The 20856-nt window shown below is 57.1% G+C and carries 21 protein-coding genes; all 21 read left to right on the top strand.

Annotation, left to right across the window (positions count from 1 at the left end; all coding sequences use genetic code 11):
• Positions 1-566 precede the first annotated feature (566 nt).
• The 21 genes from rpmH (at position 567) to glmS (ending at position 20829) form a co-directional block, all read left to right on the top strand.
• Entirely contained in the window at positions 567-701 is a 135-nt protein-coding gene (gene rpmH / locus AC3IP0_RS28340; protein ID WP_003213577.1) for a 50S ribosomal protein L34, read from the top strand.
• Positions 702-717: 16 nt separating this feature from the next.
• Positions 718-1119: a ribonuclease P protein component gene (gene rnpA, locus AC3IP0_RS28335; RefSeq protein WP_489319833.1), complete on the top strand. Its 402-nt coding sequence runs from the start codon at positions 718-720 to the stop codon at positions 1117-1119.
• The gene (yidD, locus tag AC3IP0_RS28330) at positions 1112-1357 is read left to right on the top strand and encodes a membrane protein insertion efficiency factor YidD (RefSeq protein WP_010565858.1); all 246 of its coding nucleotides are present in this window, start codon (positions 1112-1114) and stop codon (positions 1355-1357) included. The genes rnpA and yidD overlap by 8 nt, the downstream gene beginning before the upstream one ends.
• Positions 1358-1359: 2 nt before the next feature.
• Positions 1360-3039 (top strand): membrane protein insertase YidC, encoded by a 1680-nt coding sequence (gene yidC, locus AC3IP0_RS28325; RefSeq protein ID WP_489326380.1) that lies wholly within the window; start codon positions 1360-1362, stop codon positions 3037-3039.
• A 79-nt stretch (positions 3040-3118) separates the two neighbouring features.
• Complete coding sequence (gene mnmE, locus AC3IP0_RS28320) at positions 3119-4489, top strand: tRNA uridine-5-carboxymethylaminomethyl(34) synthesis GTPase MnmE (protein WP_489326378.1); 1371 nt, start codon at positions 3119-3121, stop codon at positions 4487-4489.
• Positions 4490-5039: 550 nt separating this feature from the next.
• A complete protein-coding gene (gene mnmG, locus AC3IP0_RS28315) occupies positions 5040-6938 on the top strand; it encodes a tRNA uridine-5-carboxymethylaminomethyl(34) synthesis enzyme MnmG (protein ID WP_223443616.1) in 1899 nt (632 codons plus the stop codon).
• Entirely contained in the window at positions 6935-7579 is a 645-nt protein-coding gene (gene rsmG / locus AC3IP0_RS28310; protein ID WP_007969895.1) for a 16S rRNA (guanine(527)-N(7))-methyltransferase RsmG, read from the top strand. The genes mnmG and rsmG overlap by 4 nt, the downstream gene beginning before the upstream one ends.
• Before the next feature lie 18 nt (positions 7580-7597).
• Positions 7598-8395 (top strand): ParA family protein, encoded by a 798-nt coding sequence (locus AC3IP0_RS28305; RefSeq protein WP_046038783.1) that lies wholly within the window; start codon positions 7598-7600, stop codon positions 8393-8395.
• A 9-nt stretch (positions 8396-8404) separates the two neighbouring features.
• Positions 8405-9277 carry a ParB/RepB/Spo0J family partition protein gene (locus tag AC3IP0_RS28300; RefSeq protein WP_150753779.1) on the top strand — a complete coding sequence of 291 codons (873 nt, stop codon included), beginning with the start codon at positions 8405-8407 and terminating at the stop codon, positions 9275-9277.
• Between the two features lie 148 nt (positions 9278-9425).
• A complete protein-coding gene (locus tag AC3IP0_RS28295; RefSeq protein WP_008045685.1) occupies positions 9426-9833 on the top strand; it encodes a F0F1 ATP synthase subunit I in 408 nt (135 codons plus the stop codon).
• Between the two features lie 16 nt (positions 9834-9849).
• Positions 9850-10719: a F0F1 ATP synthase subunit A gene (gene atpB, locus AC3IP0_RS28290; RefSeq protein WP_489317760.1), complete on the top strand. Its 870-nt coding sequence runs from the start codon at positions 9850-9852 to the stop codon at positions 10717-10719.
• 133 nt (positions 10720-10852) lie between these two features.
• Entirely contained in the window at positions 10853-11110 is a 258-nt protein-coding gene (gene atpE, locus AC3IP0_RS28285; RefSeq protein WP_003097235.1) for a F0F1 ATP synthase subunit C, read from the top strand.
• A gap of 58 nt (positions 11111-11168) precedes the next feature.
• Entirely contained in the window at positions 11169-11639 is a 471-nt protein-coding gene (locus AC3IP0_RS28280) for a F0F1 ATP synthase subunit B (protein ID WP_008045681.1), read from the top strand.
• A 12-nt stretch (positions 11640-11651) separates the two neighbouring features.
• Entirely contained in the window at positions 11652-12188 is a 537-nt protein-coding gene (locus tag AC3IP0_RS28275) for a F0F1 ATP synthase subunit delta (RefSeq protein ID WP_008045680.1), read from the top strand.
• 21 nt (positions 12189-12209) lie between these two features.
• Entirely contained in the window at positions 12210-13754 is a 1545-nt protein-coding gene (gene atpA, locus AC3IP0_RS28270; protein ID WP_030132553.1) for a F0F1 ATP synthase subunit alpha, read from the top strand.
• A gap of 50 nt (positions 13755-13804) precedes the next feature.
• Positions 13805-14665: a F0F1 ATP synthase subunit gamma gene (gene atpG / locus AC3IP0_RS28265; RefSeq protein ID WP_008045673.1), complete on the top strand. Its 861-nt coding sequence runs from the start codon at positions 13805-13807 to the stop codon at positions 14663-14665.
• Positions 14666-14692: 27 nt separating this feature from the next.
• The gene (gene atpD, locus AC3IP0_RS28260) at positions 14693-16072 is read left to right on the top strand and encodes a F0F1 ATP synthase subunit beta (protein WP_008045671.1); all 1380 of its coding nucleotides are present in this window, start codon (positions 14693-14695) and stop codon (positions 16070-16072) included.
• 45 nt (positions 16073-16117) lie between these two features.
• A complete protein-coding gene (locus AC3IP0_RS28255) occupies positions 16118-16543 on the top strand; it encodes a F0F1 ATP synthase subunit epsilon (protein ID WP_007969909.1) in 426 nt (141 codons plus the stop codon).
• A gap of 113 nt (positions 16544-16656) precedes the next feature.
• Entirely contained in the window at positions 16657-18024 is a 1368-nt protein-coding gene (glmU, locus tag AC3IP0_RS28250) for a bifunctional UDP-N-acetylglucosamine diphosphorylase/glucosamine-1-phosphate N-acetyltransferase GlmU (RefSeq protein WP_489317759.1), read from the top strand.
• 194 nt (positions 18025-18218) lie between these two features.
• A complete protein-coding gene (locus AC3IP0_RS28245; RefSeq protein ID WP_489317758.1) occupies positions 18219-18995 on the top strand; it encodes a DeoR family transcriptional regulator in 777 nt (258 codons plus the stop codon).
• A gap of 1 nt (position 18996) precedes the next feature.
• Positions 18997-20829, top strand: coding sequence for a glutamine--fructose-6-phosphate transaminase (isomerizing) (gene glmS / locus AC3IP0_RS28240; protein WP_489317757.1), 1833 nt, complete (start codon positions 18997-18999; stop codon positions 20827-20829).
• Positions 20830-20856: the final 27 nt, after the last annotated feature.

The raw sequence follows: 20856 nt of genomic DNA, 5'->3' as shown, positions 1-20856 counted from the left end.
GGATATCCCCTAAGTTGAAAGCCGGTGAGGCAAAAACAAGCGGCCATTGTAGCGACCAGACGCCGACTTATCCACACGAAGGTGGTTCATCGACCAAGAAGAATCACCGTTTCATACCCAAAAAAGTCGACCAGTGGTCTGTGCATAAGCTCTGTGGATAACCGGGGTTAAGGTCATTGCACAAGTGGGGGCGAAACTCGGTGGATAACCGGCCTGTGGATAAGGCGACCTTTCACACACAGGTTATCCGACAGCGCAGCACAGGCTGAACACTGTTTTCCACCGTAGTTGTCATTCTCTGTACATCAGGTAAAACAAGGGCTGAATTGAGTTATCCACAGAAGGATGCGGGCCTAGCTTTTATAAGCTTTACAGAAAAGCTTTAAATACTTTCCTTTCTTATTTTTATATCTACGCAAGGTGCAAGCGCCGAAAAGCCTCTGGAGATCTATTTGTAAGGAAACGCTGGTTGGAAATTGACCTGAAGGCTTGCTTTCTCTAGAATCCCCGGTCTCTTAAAACGGGGGCCATTCCGGCCCGTTGTGGACGAACCAGGTAACACGACAATGAAACGTACTTTCCAACCAAGCACTATCAAACGCGCTCGTACCCACGGTTTCCGTGCTCGCATGGCTACCAAGAACGGTCGTGCCGTCCTGTCGCGTCGTCGCGCCAAAGGTCGTGCGCGTCTGGCAGTTTGATAATCCGGCACTGGAGGTGAGTCAGGACTTCAGTCGGGAAAAGCGTTTGCTTACCCCCCGGCATTTCAAGGCAGTCTTTGACTCCCCTACCGGCAAGGTTCCGGGGAAAAATCTCCTGCTCCTTGCGCGCAACAACGATCTTGATCACCCCCGTCTCGGGTTGGTTATCGGGAAAAAGAGCGTAAAGCTCTCCGTCGAGCGCAATCGCCTCAAACGTCTGATGCGCGAATCGTTTCGCCTGAACCAGGATTCTCTGGTCGGCTGGGACATTGTTATCGTCGCGCGCAAAGGTTTGGGTGACGTAGAAAACCCCGAATTGATTCAGCATTTCGGCAAACTCTGGAAACGACTGGCTCGCAGTTCGCCGGTACCAGCAGTCAAAGCCGAACCTGTAGGGGTAGACAGTCCGGATGCGTAAACTGGCACTCGTTCCGATCCAGTTTTATCGCTATGCCATTAGTCCCCTGATGGCCGATCACTGTCGTTTCTACCCCAGTTGTTCCTGCTACGCGTTAGAAGCCATCGAAAATCATGGCCTTCTTCGCGGTGGCTGGCTGACCTTTCGTCGTTTAGGTCGCTGTCATCCGTGGAATCCCGGTGGTTATGACCCGGTTCCACCTATCCCTACCTCCCGTTCTTCTTCGATGGCCGAGTAATCATGGATATCAAACGCACGATCCTGATCGTCGCCCTGGCAATCGTGTCCTACGTTATGGTTCTTAAATGGAACCAGGACTATGGCCAGGCTGCCCTGCCGACTCAGAATGTTGCCACCAATACGACTGCATCGGGCCTGCCGGATACGGCATCTGGCTCCAACGCTTCCGCCAGTGACGACATTCCACGTGCTGCAAGCGACACCAGCGCACCTGCCGAAACGCCGGTGGCTGTGAGCAAGGACCTCATCCAGATCAAAACGGATGTACTGGACCTGGCTGTCGACCCACAAGGTGGCGATGTTGCCCAGCTGACGTTGCCTAAATATCCACGTCGCCAGGATCACCCGGAAATTCCGTTCCAGTTGTTCGATAACGGCGGTGAACGTACTTATCTGGCGCAAAGCGGTCTGATCGGCACCAACGGTCCGGATGCCAATTCGGCCGGTCGTCCGGTTTATTCCTCGGAGAAGAAGGTTTATCAACTGGCTGACGGTCAGGACCAATTGGTCGTGGACCTGAAGTTCAGCAAGGACGGCGTCAACTACATCAAGCGTTTCACCCTGAAACGCGGCCTGTATGACGTAACCGTTTCCTACCTGATCGACAACCAGAGCGCCCAGCCCTGGACCGGTGCGATGTTCGCCCAGTTGAAGCGCGACGCCAGCGCCGATCCTTCGTCGACCACGGCTACCGGCACCGCGACTTACCTGGGCGCCGCCCTGTGGACAAGTTCCGAGCCGTACAAGAAAGTGTCCATGAAGGACATGGACAAGGCGCCGTTGAAAGAAACCGTCACTGGCGGTTGGGTTGCCTGGTTGCAGCACTACTTTGTGACCGCATGGATTCCGGCCAAGGGCGAAAACAACGTCGTCCAGACCCGTAAAGACAGCAAAGGCAACTACATCATCGGCTACACCGGCCCATCGATGAGTGTTGCACCGGGTGCCAAGGCCGAGACCAGCGCTGTTCTGTACGCCGGCCCGAAAAGCCAGGCCGTGCTGAAAGAGTTGTCCCCAGGTCTGGAACTGACGGTCGACTACGGCATTCTGTGGTTCATCGCCCAACCGATCTTCTGGTTGCTGCAACATATCCACGCCATTGTGGGTAACTGGGGCTGGTCGATCATCTTCCTGACCATGCTGATCAAAGGGATCTTCTTCCCACTGTCGGCTGCCAGCTACAAATCCATGGCGCGCATGCGTGCAGTGGCACCGAAACTGGCCGCGCTGAAAGAGCAACATGGCGATGACCGGCAGAAAATGTCGCAAGCCATGATGGAGCTGTACAAGAAAGAGAAGATCAATCCGCTGGGTGGTTGCTTGCCAATCCTCGTGCAGATGCCGGTTTTCCTCTCGCTGTACTGGGTTCTGCTGGAAAGCGTCGAGATGCGTCAGGCGCCGTTCATGCTGTGGATTACTGACCTGTCGATCAAGGATCCGTTCTTCATCCTGCCGATCATCATGGGTGCAACCATGTTCATCCAGCAGCAGCTGAACCCGACTCCTCCGGATCCGATGCAGGCCAAGGTGATGAAGCTGATGCCAATCATCTTCACCTTCTTCTTCCTGTGGTTCCCGGCTGGTCTGGTGCTGTACTGGGTAGTGAACAACTGCCTGTCGATCGCCCAACAGTGGTACATCACACGTAAGATCGAAGCGGCCGCTAAAGCAGCTGCCTGATTTACACTGTGGATAACCACTCAAAACGCCCCCTAGTGGGGCGTTTTGCTATCTGTCACTTTTGTCTGGATACCGGTTTATGAGCGTTCCTCGTGAAACCATCGCAGCCGTCGCCACCGCTCAAGGTCGCGGCGGTGTAGGCATCGTGCGTATTTCCGGGCCGTTGGCCAGCGTTGCGGCCAAGGCCTTCACCGGTCGCGAGCTCAAGCCGCGATTTGCTCACTACGGTCCGTTTTTCAGTGAAAACGACGAGGTGCTGGACCAGGGCATTGCCTTGTATTTCCCCGGCCCGAACTCGTTCACAGGCGAAGATGTGCTGGAGCTGCAAGGCCATGGCGGTCCGATCGTTCTGGATATGTTGCTCAAGCGCTGCCTGGAACTGGGTTGCCGTCTCGCCCGACCGGGGGAATTCAGTGAGCGCGCCTTCCTCAACGACAAACTGGACCTCGCCCAGGCCGAAGCCATTGCCGACCTGATTGAAGCCAGTTCTGCCCAGGCTGCGCGTAACGCATTGCGCTCCCTGCAGGGTGCTTTCTCGTCACGTGTGCATAACCTTACCGAGCAATTGATCGGCCTGCGCATCTATGTCGAAGCGGCCATCGATTTTCCGGAAGAGGAAATCGACTTCCTCGCCGATGGCCACGTCCTGAGCATGCTCGACAAGGTGCGCGACGAGTTATCCACCGTCATCCGCGAAGCCGGGCAGGGCGCCTTGCTGCGTGACGGTATGACCGTGGTCATTGCCGGTCGTCCGAATGCCGGTAAGTCCAGCCTGCTCAATGCCCTGGCCGGGCGTGAAGCGGCGATCGTGACCGAAATTGCCGGCACCACCCGTGACGTCCTGCGTGAACATATCCACATCGATGGCATGCCCCTGCATGTGGTGGATACCGCCGGTCTGCGCGATACCGATGATCATGTGGAAAAAATCGGTGTCGAGCGTGCCTTGAAAGCCATCGGCGAAGCGGATCGGGTATTGCTGGTGGTCGATGCCATGGCACCGGAAGCCCTCGATCCTTTCGCACTCTGGCCGGAGTTTCTCGAAATCCGTCCCGATCCCGCGAAAGTCACCCTGATCCGCAACAAGGCCGACCTTACGGGCGAAGCCATTGCCCTGGAAGTCAGCGAGGACGGCCATGTCACCATCAGCCTGAGCGCCAAGTCTGGTGGTGTCGGGCTGGAGCTGCTGCGTGATCACCTCAAGGCCTGCATGGGCTATGAACAAACGTCCGAAAGCAGCTTCAGCGCTCGCCGGCGACACCTTGAGGCACTACGTCATGCCAGTGCTGCCCTTGAGCATGGCCGTGCTCAATTGACCCTGGCCGGTGCTGGCGAGTTATTGGCCGAGGATTTGCGCCAGGCTCAGCAGTCGCTGGGTGAAATCACCGGTGCTTTCAGTTCCGATGACCTGCTGGGGCGGATTTTCTCCAGCTTCTGTATCGGTAAGTAGCCCTCCTGTTATTCACAGACAGGCCATTTGTGCCTGTCTGCTCTCTCCTTTTCTGAAAAAAACCTCCAGTGCCGAGCGGACTTCGTCTGCTTGAGCGGAATTCCTGTACCCGAATTTCGAGCAAACAGCACTTTTCTGTGGATTAAGCCCTGTGAATAACCGCGGCTAAGGGCAGTTGATAACAGGGCCTGAAAACTGAACATAACCTCCTCTGTGGATAACCACCCCTTTCATCCACAGGCTTACACCGGTTATCCAAGGGCCTCATTGGCACATGAACACAGGGTTTTGAATCTCTGTACACATTGAAAATAAAGGCCTGTATCAATCTATCCACAGAAAGTCAGGTGTATAGAAATAAACATAAAAACAAAGATTTAATAAATTTCTTTCTTTTTAATTTCTATAACTCCGACTTTTCCACAGCTGGTTAAATTTTGTGCAAAGGGTTCTTTAGGAAGGGCGAAGTCCCTATACTTGTCGACCAGGTCCAAAAACCTGAGCTCAAACTATTCCTGAATTACCTACTTAAGCAGGCACGAGGTGCGTGGTGGATTTCCCTTCCCGTTTTGAAGTGATCGTCATCGGCGGCGGTCATGCCGGTACCGAGGCAGCACTGGCCTCAGCACGTATGGGGGTTAAAACCCTGTTGCTGACGCATAACGTGGAAACCCTCGGTGCCATGAGTTGCAATCCGGCCATTGGCGGGATCGGCAAAAGTCACTTGGTCAAGGAAATCGACGCCCTCGGCGGCGCGATGGCCATGGCTACCGATAAAGGCGGTATCCAGTTTCGCGTGTTGAACAGCCGCAAAGGCCCGGCCGTGCGAGCAACCCGCGCACAGGCAGACCGGGTTCTGTACAAGGCCGCTGTCCGCGAAATCCTGGAAAACCAGCCGAACCTGTGGATATTTCAACAAGCCGCTGACGACCTGATCGTCGAGCAGGAACAAGTCCGTGGTGTTGTCACGCAAATGGGTCTGCGTTTCCTCGCCGATTCCGTGGTGTTGACCACCGGCACGTTCCTCGGTGGACTTATCCACATCGGTTTGCAGAATTTTTCCGGCGGTCGCGCCGGTGATCCGCCATCGATCGCACTGGCTCACCGTCTGCGTGAACTGCCATTGCGTGTGGGTCGTCTGAAAACCGGTACACCACCGCGTATCGATGGCCGGTCTGTGGATTTCTCGGTGATGTCCGAGCAACCGGGTGATACGCCGATCCCGGTGATGTCGTTCATGGGGTCCAAAGAGCAGCATCCGAAGCAAGTCAGCTGCTGGATTACCCACACGAATGCGCGCACACACGAAATCATTGCCGCGAACCTCGACCGTTCGCCGATGTATTCCGCTGCCGGTGAGATCGAAGGGATCGGCCCGCGTTATTGCCCGTCGATCGAAGACAAGATCCATCGCTTTGCCGACAAGGAAAGCCATCAGGTGTTCATCGAACCGGAAGGTTTGACCACCCATGAGCTGTATCCGAACGGGATATCCACAAGCTTGCCGTTCGACGTGCAATTGCAGATCGTGCAATCGATCCGCGGCATGGAAAACGCGCACATCGTGCGGCCGGGCTACGCGATCGAGTACGACTACTTCGATCCACGGGATTTGAAATACAGCCTGGAAACCAAAGTCATCGGCGGTCTGTTCTTTGCCGGGCAAATCAACGGCACAACCGGTTACGAAGAAGCCGGTGCCCAGGGTTTGCTCGCCGGGACCAACGCTGCACTGCGTGCGCAAGGCAAAGACGCCTGGTGCCCGCGTCGCGACGAGGCCTATATCGGCGTGTTGGTCGACGACCTGATTACCCTTGGTACCCAAGAGCCGTACCGGATGTTCACGTCCCGCGCCGAATATCGCTTGATCCTGCGCGAAGACAACGCCGACCTGCGCTTGACCGAAAAAGGTCGCGAACTGGGCCTGGTCGATGACGTGCGCTGGGCGGCTTTCTGCAAAAAACGCGAAAGCATCGAACTGGAAGAGCAGCGCCTGAAAAGCACCTGGGTACGCCCGGGCACCGAACAGGGCGATGCCATTGCCGAAAAATTCGGCACGCCACTGACTCACGAATACAACCTGCTCAATCTCTTGAGCCGTCCGGAAATCGACTACGCTGGTCTGATCGCCGTGACCGGTGGGGGCGCAGAAGATCCACAGGTTGCCGAGCAGGTCGAAATCAAGACCAAGTACGCCGGCTACATCGATCGTCAACAGGATGAAATCGCCCGCCTGCGAGCCAGCGAAGACACCAAATTGCCTGTGGATATCGATTACACGAATATTTCCGGTCTCTCCAAGGAGATCCAGAGCAAGCTCGGTGCGACCCGTCCAGAAACCCTGGGCCAGGCCTCGCGTATACCGGGCGTTACGCCGGCAGCCATTTCGCTGTTGATGATTCATTTGAAAAAACGCGGCGCGGGCCGTCAGTTGGAGCAAAGCGCTTGAGTTCGTTGGTCACTTCGCAACACGCAGAAGAGTTATCCACAGGTGCTCGCCAACTCGGTGTCACGCTGACAGAAACCCAGCACGCACAACTGCTGGGTTACCTGGCCCTGTTGATCAAATGGAACAAGGCTTACAACCTCACCGCCGTGCGTGATCCGGACGAAATGGTTTCCCGTCACTTGCTCGATAGCCTGAGCGTGATGTCGTTCATCGAAAACGGTCGCTGGCTCGACGTCGGCAGTGGCGGCGGCATGCCTGGCATTCCGCTGGCGATCCTGTTTCCCGAGTCCCAGGTGACCTGTCTGGACAGCAACGGCAAGAAAACCCGCTTCCTGACCCAGGTCAAACTCGAACTCAAACTGGATAACCTGCAAGTTATCCACAGTCGCGTCGAAGCGTTCCAGCCTGCCCAGCCGTTCAACGGGATCATTTCCCGGGCGTTCAGCAGCATGGAAAACTTCAGCAACTGGACTCGCCACCTCGGCGATAGCGAAACACGCTGGCTGGCAATGAAGGGCGTTCATCCGGCCGATGAGCTGGTAGCATTGCCGGCAGACTTCCACCTCGATAGCGAACACGCCCTGGCCGTTCCTGGTTGCCAAGGCCAACGCCATCTGCTGATACTGCGCCGCACGGCATGATTGGGAACACAAGCAAGAATGGCTAAGGTATTCGCGATTGCGAACCAAAAAGGTGGCGTGGGCAAAACCACCACCTGCATCAACCTCGCAGCATCCCTGGTCGCGACCAAGCGCCGGGTGCTGTTGATCGATCTTGATCCACAGGGCAACGCCACCATGGGTAGCGGTGTGGATAAACATGGCCTGGAAAACTCGGTCTACGACCTGCTGATCGGAGAATGTGATCTGGCCCAGGCCATGCATTTCTCCGAACACGGTGGTTACCAGCTGTTGCCGGCCAACCGCGACCTCACCGCGGCCGAAGTGGTTCTGCTGGAAATGCAGATGAAGGAAAGTCGTCTGCGCAGCGCGCTGGCGCCGATCCGGGAAAACTACGATTACATCCTGATCGACTGCCCGCCGTCGCTGTCGATGCTGACCTTGAACGCACTGGTTGCCGCCGACGGGGTCATTATCCCCATGCAGTGCGAGTACTTCGCACTCGAAGGCTTGAGCGACCTTGTGGATAACATCAAGCGTATCTCTGAACTGCTGAACCCGAACCTCAAGGTCGAAGGCCTGCTGCGTACGATGTACGACCCGCGCCTGAGCCTGATGAACGATGTCTCGGCGCAGCTCAAGGAACACTTCGGCGAGCAGCTCTACGACACCGTCATTCCGCGCAACATCCGTCTGGCCGAAGCGCCAAGCTACGGCATGCCGGCGCTGGCGTACGACAAAGCGTCGCGAGGCGCCGTTGCCTACCTGGCATTGGCGGGCGAAATGGTTCGTCGTCAACGCAAAAACTCACGCATCGCCGCTGCTCAGGCAACTTAAGGAATCCCCATGGCCGTCAAGAAACGAGGTCTCGGACGTGGACTGGATGCTCTGTTGAGTGGTCCGACTGTCAGCTTGCTTGAAGAACAAGCGACGCAAGCCGATCAGCGCGAGCTGCAACATCTGCCCCTGGATCTGCTCCAGCGTGGCAAGTACCAGCCGCGTCGTGACATGGATCCGCAGGCCCTCGAAGAGCTGGCACAGTCGATCAAGGCCCAGGGCGTCATGCAGCCCATCGTGGTTCGCCCGATCGGCAGCGGCCGCTTCGAGATCATTGCCGGCGAACGTCGCTGGCGCGCCAGCCAGCAAGCCGGGCAGGAAACGATCCCGGCGATGGTGCGCGATGTACCCGATGAAACCGCGATCGCGATTGCGCTGATCGAGAACATCCAGCGCGAAGACTTGAACCCGATTGAAGAAGCGGTGGCCTTGCAGCGTTTGCAGCAGGAGTTCCAGCTGACCCAGCAACAGGTGGCCGAAGCTGTGGGCAAGTCCCGGGTGACCGTGGCCAACCTGTTGCGCCTGATTTCCTTGCCGGAAGTCATCAAGACCATGTTGTCCCACGGCGACCTGGAAATGGGTCATGCCCGTGCTTTGCTCGGTTTGCCGGAAATTCAACAGGTTGAAGGGGCGCGACATGTTGTCGCACGCGGACTGACTGTGCGCCAAACCGAGGCACTGGTTCGTCAGTGGTTGAGTGGTAAACCGGAGCCTGTGGAAGCGGCAAAACCGGACCCGGATATCGCCCGTCTCGAACAGCGCCTGGCCGAGCGCCTAGGCTCTGCGGTGCAGATCCGCCACGGTAAGAAGGGTAAAGGGCAGTTGGTGATTGGCTACAACTCACTGGATGAGCTTCAAGGCGTACTTGCACATATCCGCTGAAACATTTCCTCATGTAGCGCGCAGTCGGAAATCACTACCTGACAGTTGAATAGGGGCAGAACCGCCCCTATACTCTGCGCGCATTTTGTCGGCACAAATTATGCCAAGTTATTGAATTTCGGCAGCCGACCATTGGGGAGTAAAAGTGATGGAAACCCGCACGCCAAACCGCCTGCCCTTCCATCGCCTGGCAGTTTTTCCGGTGTTAATGGCTCAATTTGTCGTGTTGCTGATCGCCGCTTTGGCGCTCTGGTACCGATATGGAGTCGTTGCCGGGTACTCGGGACTCTGCGGAGGCCTGATAGCCTTGCTACCCAATGTTTATTTCGCTCACAGGGCATTTCGGTTTTCCGGCGCCCGAGCAGCCCAGTCCATCGTCCGGTCTTTTTATGCCGGCGAGGCAGGCAAACTGATTTTGACGGCAGTGCTGTTTGCACTGGTGTTTGCAGGTGTGAAGCCACTGGCGCCGATTGCAGTATTCGGTGCCTTCGTGCTGACTCAGTCGGTCAGCTGGTTCGCTCCCCTGCTGATGAGAACAAGACTTTCGAGACCTTAGGGCGTTTGAGGCAACCATGGCAGAAACAACCGCTTCGGGCTATATCCAGCACCACTTGCAGAACCTGACCTTCGGTCAGCACCCTACCGGCGGCTGGGGCTTTGCCCACACCGCAGCAGAAGCCAAGGAAATGGGCTTCTGGGCTTTCCACGTCGATACCCTCGGCTGGTCGGTCGCATTGGGTCTGATTTTCGTTCTCCTTTTCCGCATGGCGGCGAAGAAGGCGACTACCGGTGTACCTGGTGCTTTGCAGAACTTCGTTGAAGTATTGGTCGAATTCGTCGATGGCAGCGTGAAAGACAGCTTCCATGGCCGTAGCCCGGTGGTTGCACCACTGGCACTGACCATCTTCGTCTGGGTGTTCATGATGAACGCCGTCGACCTGGTACCGGTCGACTGGATTCCTCAAGTAGCCATGTGGATCTCCGGCGACGCGCACATCCCGTTCCGCGCCGTGTCGACCACCGATCCGAACGCGACTCTGGCCATGGCCTTCTCGGTGTTCGCGCTGATCATTTTCTACAGCATCAAGATCAAGGGCCTCGGCGGCTTCATCGGTGAGCTGACCCTGCACCCGTTCGGCAGCAAGAACATCTTCCTTCAGGCGCTGCTGATCCCGGTGAACTTCCTGCTGGAATTCGTGACCCTGATCGCCAAGCCGATCTCCCTGGCTCTGCGTCTGTTCGGCAACATGTACGCCGGCGAGCTGGTCTTCATTCTGATTGCTGTGATGTTCGGCAGCGGTCTGCTCTGGCTTAGTGGCCTGGGCGTTGTTCTGCAGTGGGCGTGGGCTGTGTTCCACATCCTGATCATCACCCTGCAGGCGTTCATCTTCATGATGTTGACCATCGTTTACCTGTCGATGGCACACGAAGAAAACCATTAAGACCAGTCTCGACTAGTCTGATGTCCTTCCCGGTAAAACGGGAAGGTGCTCCTTACGGGGCATCTGAAACGATTTGTTTTACCGCTTTAATCTAAAAAACCTAAACCATACGACGTAAAAGTCGGGAGGAAAGATGGAAACTGTAGTTGGTCTAACCGCTATCGCTGTTGCACTGTTGATCGGCCTGGGCGCACTGGGTACCGCAATTGGTTTCGGCCTGCTGGGCGGCAAGTTCCTGGAAGGCGCAGCGCGTCAGCCAGAAATGGTTCCAATGCTGCAAGTTAAAATGTTCATCGTTGCCGGTCTGCTCGACGCCGTAACCATGATCGGTGTTGGTATCGCTCTGTTCTTCACCTTTGCGAACCCGTTCGTTGGTCAAATCGCTGGCTAATTACTCGGATCTTCCGGGTAATTTGGTGTGATGGACAACGTAACTGCGAGGTGTTGGCGTGAACATTAATGCGACCCTGATTGGCCAGTCCGTTGCGTTCCTGATTTTTGTACTGTTCTGCATGAAGTTCGTATGGCCTCCGGTCATTGCGGCACTGCACGAACGTCAAAAGAAGATCGCTGATGGTCTGGACGCTGCCAGCCGTGCAGCTCGCGACCTGGAGTTGGCCCAAGAGAAAGCGGGTCACCAACTGCGCGAAGCGAAAGCTCAGGCAGCTGAAATCATCGAGCAAGCCAAGAAACGCGGTAACCAGATTGTCGAAGAGGCTGTTGAAAAAGCCCGTGTCGACGCTGACCGTGTGAAGGTTCAGGCTCAGGCCGAGATCGAACAGGAACTGAACAGTGTCAAAGACGCGCTGCGTGCCCAAGTGGGCTTGCTGGCAGTCGGCGGCGCCGAGAAGATCCTGGGTGCCACAATCGATCAAAACGCGCACGCAGAGCTGGTTAACCAACTGGCTGCTGAAATCTAAGCGAGGGCGATCATGGCAGAACTGACCACGTTGGCCCGACCTTACGCTAAGGCGGCCTTCGAGCACGCTCAGGCCCACCAGCAACTGGCCAATTGGTCAGCCATGCTCGGCCTGGCTGCAGCGGTGTCGGAAGACGACACCATGCAGCGCGTGCTCAAGGCCCCGCGACTGACGAGCGCAGAAAAGGCCGCCACGTTTATTGACGTGTGCGGCGACAAGTTTGATGCCAAGGCACAGAACTTCATCCACGTCGTTGCCGAAAACGACCGTCTCCCGCTGTTGCCGGAGATCGCCGCTCTGTTCGACCTGTACAAGGCCGAACAAGAGAAATCGGTAGACGTTGAAGTCACCAGTGCTTTCGCATTGAACCAAGAACAGCAAGACAAACTCGCCAAGGTTCTCAGTGCACGACTCAACCGGGAAGTGCGCCTGCAAGTTGCGGAGGACGCTGCCCTTATTGGTGGTGTCGTCATCCGCGCCGGCGACCTGGTTATCGATGGCTCGATTCGCGGCAAAATCGCGAAACTTGCCGAAGCATTGAAATCTTGAGTTTGAAGGGGCAGCAGAGCAATGCAGCAACTCAATCCTTCCGAAATAAGTGAAATTATCAAGGGCCGCATCGACAAGCTCGATGTGACCTCCCAAGCCCGTAACGAAGGCACTGTCGTCAGCGTATCTGACGGTATCGTGCGGATTCACGGTCTGGCCGACGTAATGTACGGCGAGATGATCGAGTTTCCGGGCGGCGTCTTCGGTATGGCCCTCAACCTGGAGCAAGACTCCGTAGGTGCCGTTGTATTGGGCGCTTACCAGTCTCTGGCTGAAGGCATGAGCGCCAAGTGCACTGGCCGCATCCTGGAAGTTCCGGTTGGTAAGGAACTGCTGGGTCGCGTAGTCGACGCATTGGGTAACCCTGTTGACGGCAAAGGTCCACTGGGCAACACCGAGACCGACGCGGTCGAGAAAGTTGCTCCAGGCGTGATCTGGCGTAAGTCGGTAGACCAGCCTGTACAGACTGGCTACAAGGCTGTCGATGCCATGATCCCTGTCGGCCGTGGCCAGCGTGAGCTGATCATCGGTGACCGTCAGATCGGTAAAACCGCTCTGGCGATCGACGCGATCATCAACCAGAAGAACAGCGGCATTTTCTGCGTCTACGTAGCGATCGGTCAGAAACAATCGACCATCGCCAACGTGGTTCGCAAGCTGGAAGAAAACGGCGCCCTGGCCAACACGATCATCGTGGCTGCCAGTGCTTCGGAATCTCCTGCGCTGCAATTCCTGGCACCGTACTCCGGTTGCACCATGGGTGAATTCTTCCGCGACCGCGGTGAAGACGCGCTGATCGTTTATGACGATCTGTCCAAGCAAGCAGTGGCTTACCGCCAGATTTCCCTGCTGCTGCGCCGTCCACCAGGCCGTGAAGCTTACCCAGGCGACGTGTTCTATCTCCACTCCCGTCTGCTGGAGCGCGCATCCCGCGTTTCGGAAGAATACGTAGAGAAGTTCACCAACGGCGCAGTGACCGGCAAAACCGGTTCCCTGACCGCACTGCCGATCATCGAAACCCAGGCTGGCGACGTTTCCGCGTTCGTTCCGACCAACGTGATTTCCATCACCGACGGTCAGATCTTCCTGGAATCGGCCATGTTCAACTCGGGCATCCGCCCTGCAGTGAACGCCGGTGTTTCGGTATCCCGTGTGGGTGGTGCCGCTCAGACCAAGATCATCAAGAAGCTGTCCGGTGGTATCCGTACCGCTCTGGCTCAGTACCGTGAACTGGCGGCATTCGCCCAGTTCGCTTCTGACCTGGACGAAGCGACCCGTAAGCAACTTGAGCATGGTCAGCGCGTTACCGAGCTGATGAAGCAGAAGCAATACGCACCAATGTCGATCGCTGACATGGCGCTGTCGCTGTATGCCGCTGAGCGTGGGTTCCTGACTGACGTTGAAATCGCCAAGATCGGCAGCTTCGAGCAAGCGCTGATTGCTTTCTTCAACCGCGATCACGCCGATTTGATGGCGAAGATCAACGTGAAAGGTGACTTCAATGACGAAATCGACGCTGGCATGAAAGCCGGTATCGAGAAGTTCAAGGCCACCCAAACCTGGTAAGCCGCAGCGGGAGCCGCAAGGCTCCCGCTTGCTAACCTGATAGGTGTTACATGGCAGGCGCAAAAGAGATTCGCAGTAAGATTGCGAGCATCAAAAGCACGCAAAAGATTACCAGCGCCATGGAAAAAGTGGCGGTCAGCAAAATGCGCAAGGCACAAATGCGCATGGCTGCTAGCCGTCCTTATGCGGAGCGTATCCGCCAGGTAATTGGGCATCTGGCCAACGCCAACCCGGAATACCGCCACCCGTTCATGATCGACCGCGAAATCAAGCGTGTCGGTTATGTCGTAGTGAGCAGTGACCGTGGTCTGTGCGGCGGCTTGAACACCAACCTGTTCAAGGCCCTGGTCAAGGACATGGCGGTAAACCGCGAAAACGGCGTCGAGATCGATCTGTGTGTCGTTGGTAGCAAGGGTGCGGCCTTTTTCCGCAACTTCGGCGGTAACGTCGTTGCAGCTATCAGCCACCTGGGTGAAGAGCCGTCGATCAATGATCTGATCGGCAGCGTCAAGGTGATGCTGGATGCCTACCTGGACGGCCGTATTGACCGCTTGTCCGTGGTGTCCAACAAGTTCATCAACACCATGACGCAACAGCCTACCGTGGAGCAGTTGATTCCACTGGTGGCAACCCCGGATCAAGACCTCAAGCACCACTGGGACTATCTCTACGAACCGGATGCCAAGGAGCTGCTGGACGGCTTGATGGTCCGTTACGTGGAGTCTCAGGTCTACCAGGCGGTGGTCGAGAACAACGCGGCTGAACAAGCTGCGCGGATGATCGCGATGAAGAACGCTACCGACAACGCCGGTGATTTGATCAGCGATTTGCAGCTGGTCTACAACAAGGCGCGTCAGGCTGCGATCACCCAAGAGATCTCGGAAATCGTCGGCGGCGCTGCCGCGGTTTAACGGTTCAAATATTCAGAGGATCCAGCTATGAGTAGCGGACGTATCGTTCAAATCATCGGCGCCGTTATCGACGTGGAATTTCCACGCGACAGCGTACCGAGCATCTACAACGCGCTGACTGTACAAAGCGCGGCCGGGACCACCCTGGAAGTTCAGCAGCAGCTGGGCGACGGCGTGGTTCGTACCATTGCGATGGGTTCCACCGAAGGCTTGAAGCGCGGTCTGGACGTTGTCGACTCTGGCGCAGCCATCTCCGTACCGGTCGGTAAAGCGACTCTGGGCCGGATCATGGACGTTCTGGGCAACCCGATCGACGAAGCTGGCCCTATCGCCACTGAAGAGCGTTGGGGCATTCACCGTCCAGCGCCTTCGTTCGCTGAACAGGCAGGCGGCAACGACCTGCTGGAAACCGGCATCAAGGTTATCGACCTGGTTTGCCCGTTCGCCAAAGGCGGTAAAGTCGGTCTGTTCGGTGGTGCCGGTGTAGGCAAGACCGTAAACATGATGGAACTGATCCGTAACATCGCCATCGAGCACAGCGGTTATTCCGTGTTCGCAGGTGTTGGTGAGCGTACTCGTGAGGGTAACGACTTCTACCACGAGATGAAGGACTCCAACGTTCTGGACAAAGTGGCACTGGTTTACGGTCAGATGAACGAGCCGCCGGGTAACCGTCTGCGCGTAGCACTGACTGGCCTGACCATGGCCGAGAAGTTCCGTGACGAAGGTAACGACGTTCTGCTGTTCGTCGACAACATCTACCGTTACACCTTGGCCGGTACTGAAGTATCCGCACTGCTGGGCCGTATGCCTTCCGCAGTAGGCTACCAGCCGACCCTGGCTGAAGAGATGGGCGTTCTGCAAGAACGTATCACTTCGACCAAGGAAGGTTCGATCACCTCGATCCAAGCGGTATACGTACCTGCGGATGACTTGACCGACCCGTCGCCAGCGACCACCTTCGCCCACTTGGACGCTACCGTCGTTCTGTCCCGTGACATCGCTTCCCTGGGTATCTACCCAGCGGTAGACCCACTGGATTCGACTTCGCGCCAGCTGGACCCGAACGTAATCGGCCAGGACCACTACGACACCGCTCGCGGCGTTCAGTACGTTCTGCAGCGTTACAAAGAACTGAAGGACATCATTGCGATCCTGGGTATGGACGAGCTGTCGGAAGCCGACAAGCAGTTGGTAAACCGTGCTCGTAAGATCCAGCGCTTCTTGTCGCAACCGTTCTTCGTGGCTGAAGTCTTCACCGGTGCATCGGGTAAATACGTTTCCCTGAAAGACACCATTGCTGGCTTCAAAGGCATCCTCAACGGTGACTACGACCACCTGCCAGAACAAGCGTTCTACATGGTTGGCGGCATCGAAGAAGCGATCGAGAAAGCCAAGAAACTGTAATCCCGGCGCCCGGCAACGGGCGCTAATTTAGGTTGAGGCAATCAGATGGCTATGACAGTCCATTGCGATATCGTCAGCGCGGAAGGAGAAATCTTTTCCGGTCTGGTCGAGATGGTGATTGCGCACGGTGCACTGGGTGATCTTGGTATCGCTCTGGGTCACGCGCCGCTGATCACTAATCTGAAGCCAGGTCCGATCCGCCTGGTCAAGCAGGGCGGGGAAGAGGAGGTGTATTACATCTCCGGTGGTTTCCTCGAGGTTCAGCCGAACATGGTCAAGGTTCTTGCCGACACCGTGCAACGTGCTGCCGACCTGGATGAAGCCTCCGCTCAGGAAGCCGTTAAGGCAGCCGAGAAGGCCTTGCATGAACGTGGTGCAGAATTCGATTACGGTTCTGCTGCCGCACGTCTGGCCGAGGCTGCAGCTCAGCTGCGCACCGTCCAGCAGATCCGCAAGAAGTTCGGCCACTAAGGCAGCACTTGTTGTGTGATTGATTAAAAAGGGTAGCCTCGGCTACCCTTTTTTCTTTTCCGATTTTTACAACCTGGTCGCAGCCGCTGACCACCCAGGATTGGTAGCCAGTCATGTCTCTTGAAATCGTTATTCTTGCTGCTGGCCAAGGCACGCGTATGCGTTCCGCTTTGCCGAAGGTCTTGCACCCGATTGCCGGCAACTCCATGCTCGGCCATGTTATCCACAGCGCCCGGCAACTTGATCCACAGCGTATCCACGTCGTGATCGGTCACGGTGCCGATGCCGTTCGCGAACGCCTGGCGGCGGATGACCTGAACTTCGTCCTGCAGGATAAACAGTTGGGTACCGGTCACGCCGTTGCTCAGGCAGTGCCATTCATTCAGTCCGACACCGTGCTGGTGCTCTACGGCGATGTGCCGTTGATCGAGGTCGAAACCCTGCAGCGTCTGCTCAAGCAGGTGGGTACGCAGCAGCTGGGCTTGCTGACTGTCGAACTGGATGACCCGACCGGTTACGGTCGCATCATTCGTGACGCAGCCGGCAAGGTTGCGGCCATCGTCGAACAGAAAGATGCCAACGAAGCCGAACGCAAAATCACCGAAGGCAATACCGGAATTGTGGCGTTGCCTTTTGCCCGTCTTGGCGACTGGATGAGCCGACTCTCCAATAACAATGCCCAGGGCGAGTACTACCTGACCGACATCATTGCCATGGCCGTGAGCGATGGTCTGGTGGTGGCCACCGAGCATCCGCACGACGCCATGGAAGTGCAGGGCGCCAATGACCGCAAGCAGCTTTCCGATCTGGAACGGCATTATCAATTGCGCGCCGGTCGTCGTTTGATGGCTCAAGGTGTGACGCTGCGCGACCCGGCAAGATTCGACGTGCGCGGAGACGTGACCGTAGGCCGCGATGTGTTGATCGACATCAACGTGATCCTTGAAGGCAAAGTCGTCATTGAAGATGACGTGGTCATTGGCCCGAACTGCGTGATCAAGGACAGCACCCTGCGCAAAGGCGTGGTCATCAAGGCCAACAGCCATATCGAAGGTGCCATTCTGGGTGAAGGCAGCGATGCCGGCCCGTTTGCGCGTCTGCGTCCAGGTACCGTGCTGGAAGCCCGGGCCCATGTGGGTAACTTCGTCGAGTTGAAAAACGCTCACATGGGCGAAGGCGCCAAGGCCGGTCACCTGGCTTATCTGGGTGATGCCGAAGTGGGCGCGCGCACCAACATCGGTGCAGGCACCATCACTTGCAACTATGACGGCGCCAACAAGTGGAAAACCGTGCTGGGCGAAGATGTGTTCATCGGTTCCAACAACTCGTTGGTGGCGCCTGTGGATATCCTCGACGGCGCGACCACGGCGGCCGGCTCGACCATTACCTCGACTGTGGATAAATCCCAGTTGGCTATCGGGCGTGCTCGTCAGAAGAACATCGATGGCTGGAAGCGGCCGGAGAAAATCAAGAAGAGCTGAGTTATCCACATGTGGATGATCGTCTGAAGTTATTCACAGGCTGATCTTTCGTATTCGCGGGCAAGTCGGATCGTCGCTCCGACTTGCCCGCGATGCTTTTATCCACAGTTCTTTTTATCGCTTGGCGCTTGACGAAGTTTCGCTGATAGGTTTTGATTGCTTCCGTTATCTTTCGAAACGAAACTTACCAGCTCATGTCGAAGCGCAACACACCTCAGCGTCGTCACAACATCCTCGCCTTGCTCAATGAGCAGGGCGAAGTCAGTGTGGATGAGTTGGCCAAGCGCTTCGAAACGTCGGAAGTTACGATTCGCAAGGATCTGGCGGCGCTTGAAAGCAATGGCCTGTTGCTGCGTCGTTACGGCGGGGCGATCACCATGCCTCAGGAGCTGGTCGCCGACCTCGGTCAGCCGGTTTCCAAGTACAAGCAAGCCATCGCCCGTGCCGCCGTCGCGCGGATTCGCGAGCATGCGCGGATCATTATCGACAGTGGCAGTACCACCGCCGCCATGATCCCGGAACTCGGACAGCAACCCGGCCTGGTGGTGATGACCAACTCGTTGCATGTCGCCAATGCCCTGAGTGAACTCGAGCACGAACCGGTGCTGTTGATGACAGGTGGAACCTGGGACCCGCATTCCGAGTCCTTTCAGGGGCAGGTTGCCGAGCAGGTACTACGCTCCTACGATTTCGACCAGTTGTTTATCGGCGCCGATGGCATCGATCTGGTTCGCGGTACAACCACCTTCAACGAACTGCTCGGGCTGAGCCGGGTCATGGCCGAAGTCGCCCGCGAAGTGGTCGTGATGGTGGAGGCCGACAAGATTGGCCGCAAGATTCCCAACCTGGAGCTGCCCTGGAGCAGTGTCCATACCCTTATTACCGATGAACGCCTGCCGCTAGAGGCTCGCGATCAGATTCAGGCCCGCGGCATCAATTTGATTTGCGCGGCTGTCAGTCAGGAGAAATAGCATGTGTGGAATTGTCGGCGCAGTCGCAGAACGTAACATCACCGCCATCCTGGTCGAAGGCCTGAAGCGCCTGGAATACCGTGGGTATGACAGCGCTGGCGTAGCGGTCTACACCAATGACGAAAAACTCGAGCGCGTGCGTCGCCCGGGCAAGGTCAGTGAGCTGGAACAAGCACTGGCTGCCGAGCCTCTGGTCGGTCGTCTGGGCATCGCCCATACCCGTTGGGCCACCCACGGTGCACCGTGCGAGCGCAATGCTCACCCGCATTTCTCCGGCGACCTGGCGGTGGTGCACAACGGCATCATCGAAAACCACGAAGCCCTGCGTGAACAACTCAAGGCCCTGGGTTATGTGTTCACCTCGGACACCGACACCGAAGTCATCGCTCACCTGCTGAACCACAAACTCAAGGATCTGAACGACCTGACCGTGGCCCTCAAGGCAACTGTCAAAGAACTGCACGGCGCTTACGGCCTGGCAGTGATCAGCATGCAGCAACCTGATCGCCTGGTCGCAGCCCGCAGCGGCAGCCCGCTGGTGATCGGTCTGGGCCTGGGAGAAAACTTCCTGGCGTCCGACCAGTTGGCCCTGCGTCAGGTCACCGACCGCTTCATGTACCTGGAAGAAGGCGATATCGCCGAAATCCGCCGCGACAGCGTGCAGATCTGGGACGTCAACGGCCAGGCTGTCGAGCGCGAAGCCGTGCAGTATCGCGACGGCGCCGAAGCCGCTGAAAAGGGCGAGTACCGCCACTTCATGCTCAAGGAAATCCACGAGCAACCGTCCGTGGTGCAGCGCACCCTGGAAGGTCGCCTGAGCCAGAACCAGGTGCTGGTACAGGCATTCGGCCCACAGGCTGCCGAGCTGTTCGCCAAAGTGCGTAACGTACAGATCGTCGCGTGCGGCACCAGCTACCACGCCGGTATGGTCGCGCGTTACTGGCTTGAAGAGCTGGCCGGTATTCCTTGCCAGGTCGAAGTCGCCAGCGAATTCCGCTACCGCAAGGTAGTGGTGCAGCCGGACACCCTGTTCGTGACCATTTCCCAGTCCGGCGAAACCGCCGACACCCTGGCTGCGCTGCGCAACGCCAAGGAACTGGGCTACCTCGCCAGCCTGGCGATCTGCAACGTCGGCATCAGCTCGCTGGTGCGTGAATCCGATCTGACCCTGTTGACCCAGGCCGGTCGCGAAATCGGTGTGGCATCGACCAAAGCCTTCACCACGCAATTGGTTGGCCTGTTGTTGCTGACGCTTTCCCTGGGCCAGGTTCGTGGCACCTTGGCCGAAGGTGTCGAAGCGACGCTGGTCGAAGAACTGCGTCGTTTGCCGACCCGTCTGGGTGAAGCGCTGGCCATGGACAGCACCGTGGAAAAAATCTCCGAGCTGTTCGCCGAGAAACACCACACGCTGTTCCTCGGCCGTGGCGCGCAGTTCCCGGTAGCGATGGAAGGGGCACTCAAGCTCAAGGAAATCTCCTACATCCACGCCGAAGCCTATCCGGCCGGTGAGCTGAAACACGGCCCGTTGGCGCTTGTGGATAACGATATGCCAGTGGTGACAGTGGCGCCGAACAACGAACTGCTGGAGAAGCTGAAGTCCAACCTTCAGGAAGTCCGCGCCCGCGGTGGCCAGTTGATCGTCTTCGCAGACGAGAAGGCCGGCATGACCAACGGTGAAGGCACCCACGTGGTGCACATGCCGCACATCCACGACATCCTGTCGCCGATTCTCTACACCATCCCGCTGCAACTGCTGTCGTACTACGTCGCCGTGCTCAAAGGCACCGACGTTGACCAACCGCGCAACCTGGCGAAGTCGGTCACTGTGGAATAAGTTATCCACAGATGAAAAACCCCCTTC

This window comes from Pseudomonas sp. GL_103 (assembly GCF_057835175.1).
Note: the sequence above shows the minus strand (reverse complement) of the source record. Positions and strands in the feature narration are given on the sequence as shown.

Excerpts from the sequence above, each read along its gene's own strand:
- atpE (WP_003097235.1), top strand. The coding sequence starts at position 10,853 with ATGGAAACTGTAGTTGGTCTAACCGCTATCGCTGTTGCACTGTTGATC.
- atpB (WP_489317760.1), top strand. The coding sequence starts at position 9,850 with ATGGCAGAAACAACCGCTTCGGGCTATATCCAGCACCACTTGCAGAAC.
- AC3IP0_RS28300 (WP_150753779.1), top strand. The coding sequence starts at position 8,405 with ATGGCCGTCAAGAAACGAGGTCTCGGACGTGGACTGGATGCTCTGTTG.
- yidC (WP_489326380.1), top strand. The coding sequence starts at position 1,360 with ATGGATATCAAACGCACGATCCTGATCGTCGCCCTGGCAATCGTGTCC.
- AC3IP0_RS28295 (WP_008045685.1), top strand. The coding sequence starts at position 9,426 with ATGGAAACCCGCACGCCAAACCGCCTGCCCTTCCATCGCCTGGCAGTT.
- glmU (WP_489317759.1), top strand. The coding sequence starts at position 16,657 with ATGTCTCTTGAAATCGTTATTCTTGCTGCTGGCCAAGGCACGCGTATG.
- AC3IP0_RS28275 (WP_008045680.1), top strand. The coding sequence starts at position 11,652 with ATGGCAGAACTGACCACGTTGGCCCGACCTTACGCTAAGGCGGCCTTC.
- atpA (WP_030132553.1), top strand. The coding sequence starts at position 12,210 with ATGCAGCAACTCAATCCTTCCGAAATAAGTGAAATTATCAAGGGCCGC.
- AC3IP0_RS28245 (WP_489317758.1), top strand. The coding sequence starts at position 18,219 with ATGTCGAAGCGCAACACACCTCAGCGTCGTCACAACATCCTCGCCTTG.
- rpmH (WP_003213577.1), top strand. The coding sequence starts at position 567 with ATGAAACGTACTTTCCAACCAAGCACTATCAAACGCGCTCGTACCCAC.
- AC3IP0_RS28305 (WP_046038783.1), top strand. The coding sequence starts at position 7,598 with ATGGCTAAGGTATTCGCGATTGCGAACCAAAAAGGTGGCGTGGGCAAA.
- AC3IP0_RS28255 (WP_007969909.1), top strand. The coding sequence starts at position 16,118 with ATGGCTATGACAGTCCATTGCGATATCGTCAGCGCGGAAGGAGAAATC.
- atpD (WP_008045671.1), top strand. The coding sequence starts at position 14,693 with ATGAGTAGCGGACGTATCGTTCAAATCATCGGCGCCGTTATCGACGTG.
- atpG (WP_008045673.1), top strand. The coding sequence starts at position 13,805 with ATGGCAGGCGCAAAAGAGATTCGCAGTAAGATTGCGAGCATCAAAAGC.
- mnmE (WP_489326378.1), top strand. The coding sequence starts at position 3,119 with ATGAGCGTTCCTCGTGAAACCATCGCAGCCGTCGCCACCGCTCAAGGT.
- yidD (WP_010565858.1), top strand. The coding sequence starts at position 1,112 with ATGCGTAAACTGGCACTCGTTCCGATCCAGTTTTATCGCTATGCCATT.
- glmS (WP_489317757.1), top strand. The coding sequence starts at position 18,997 with ATGTGTGGAATTGTCGGCGCAGTCGCAGAACGTAACATCACCGCCATC.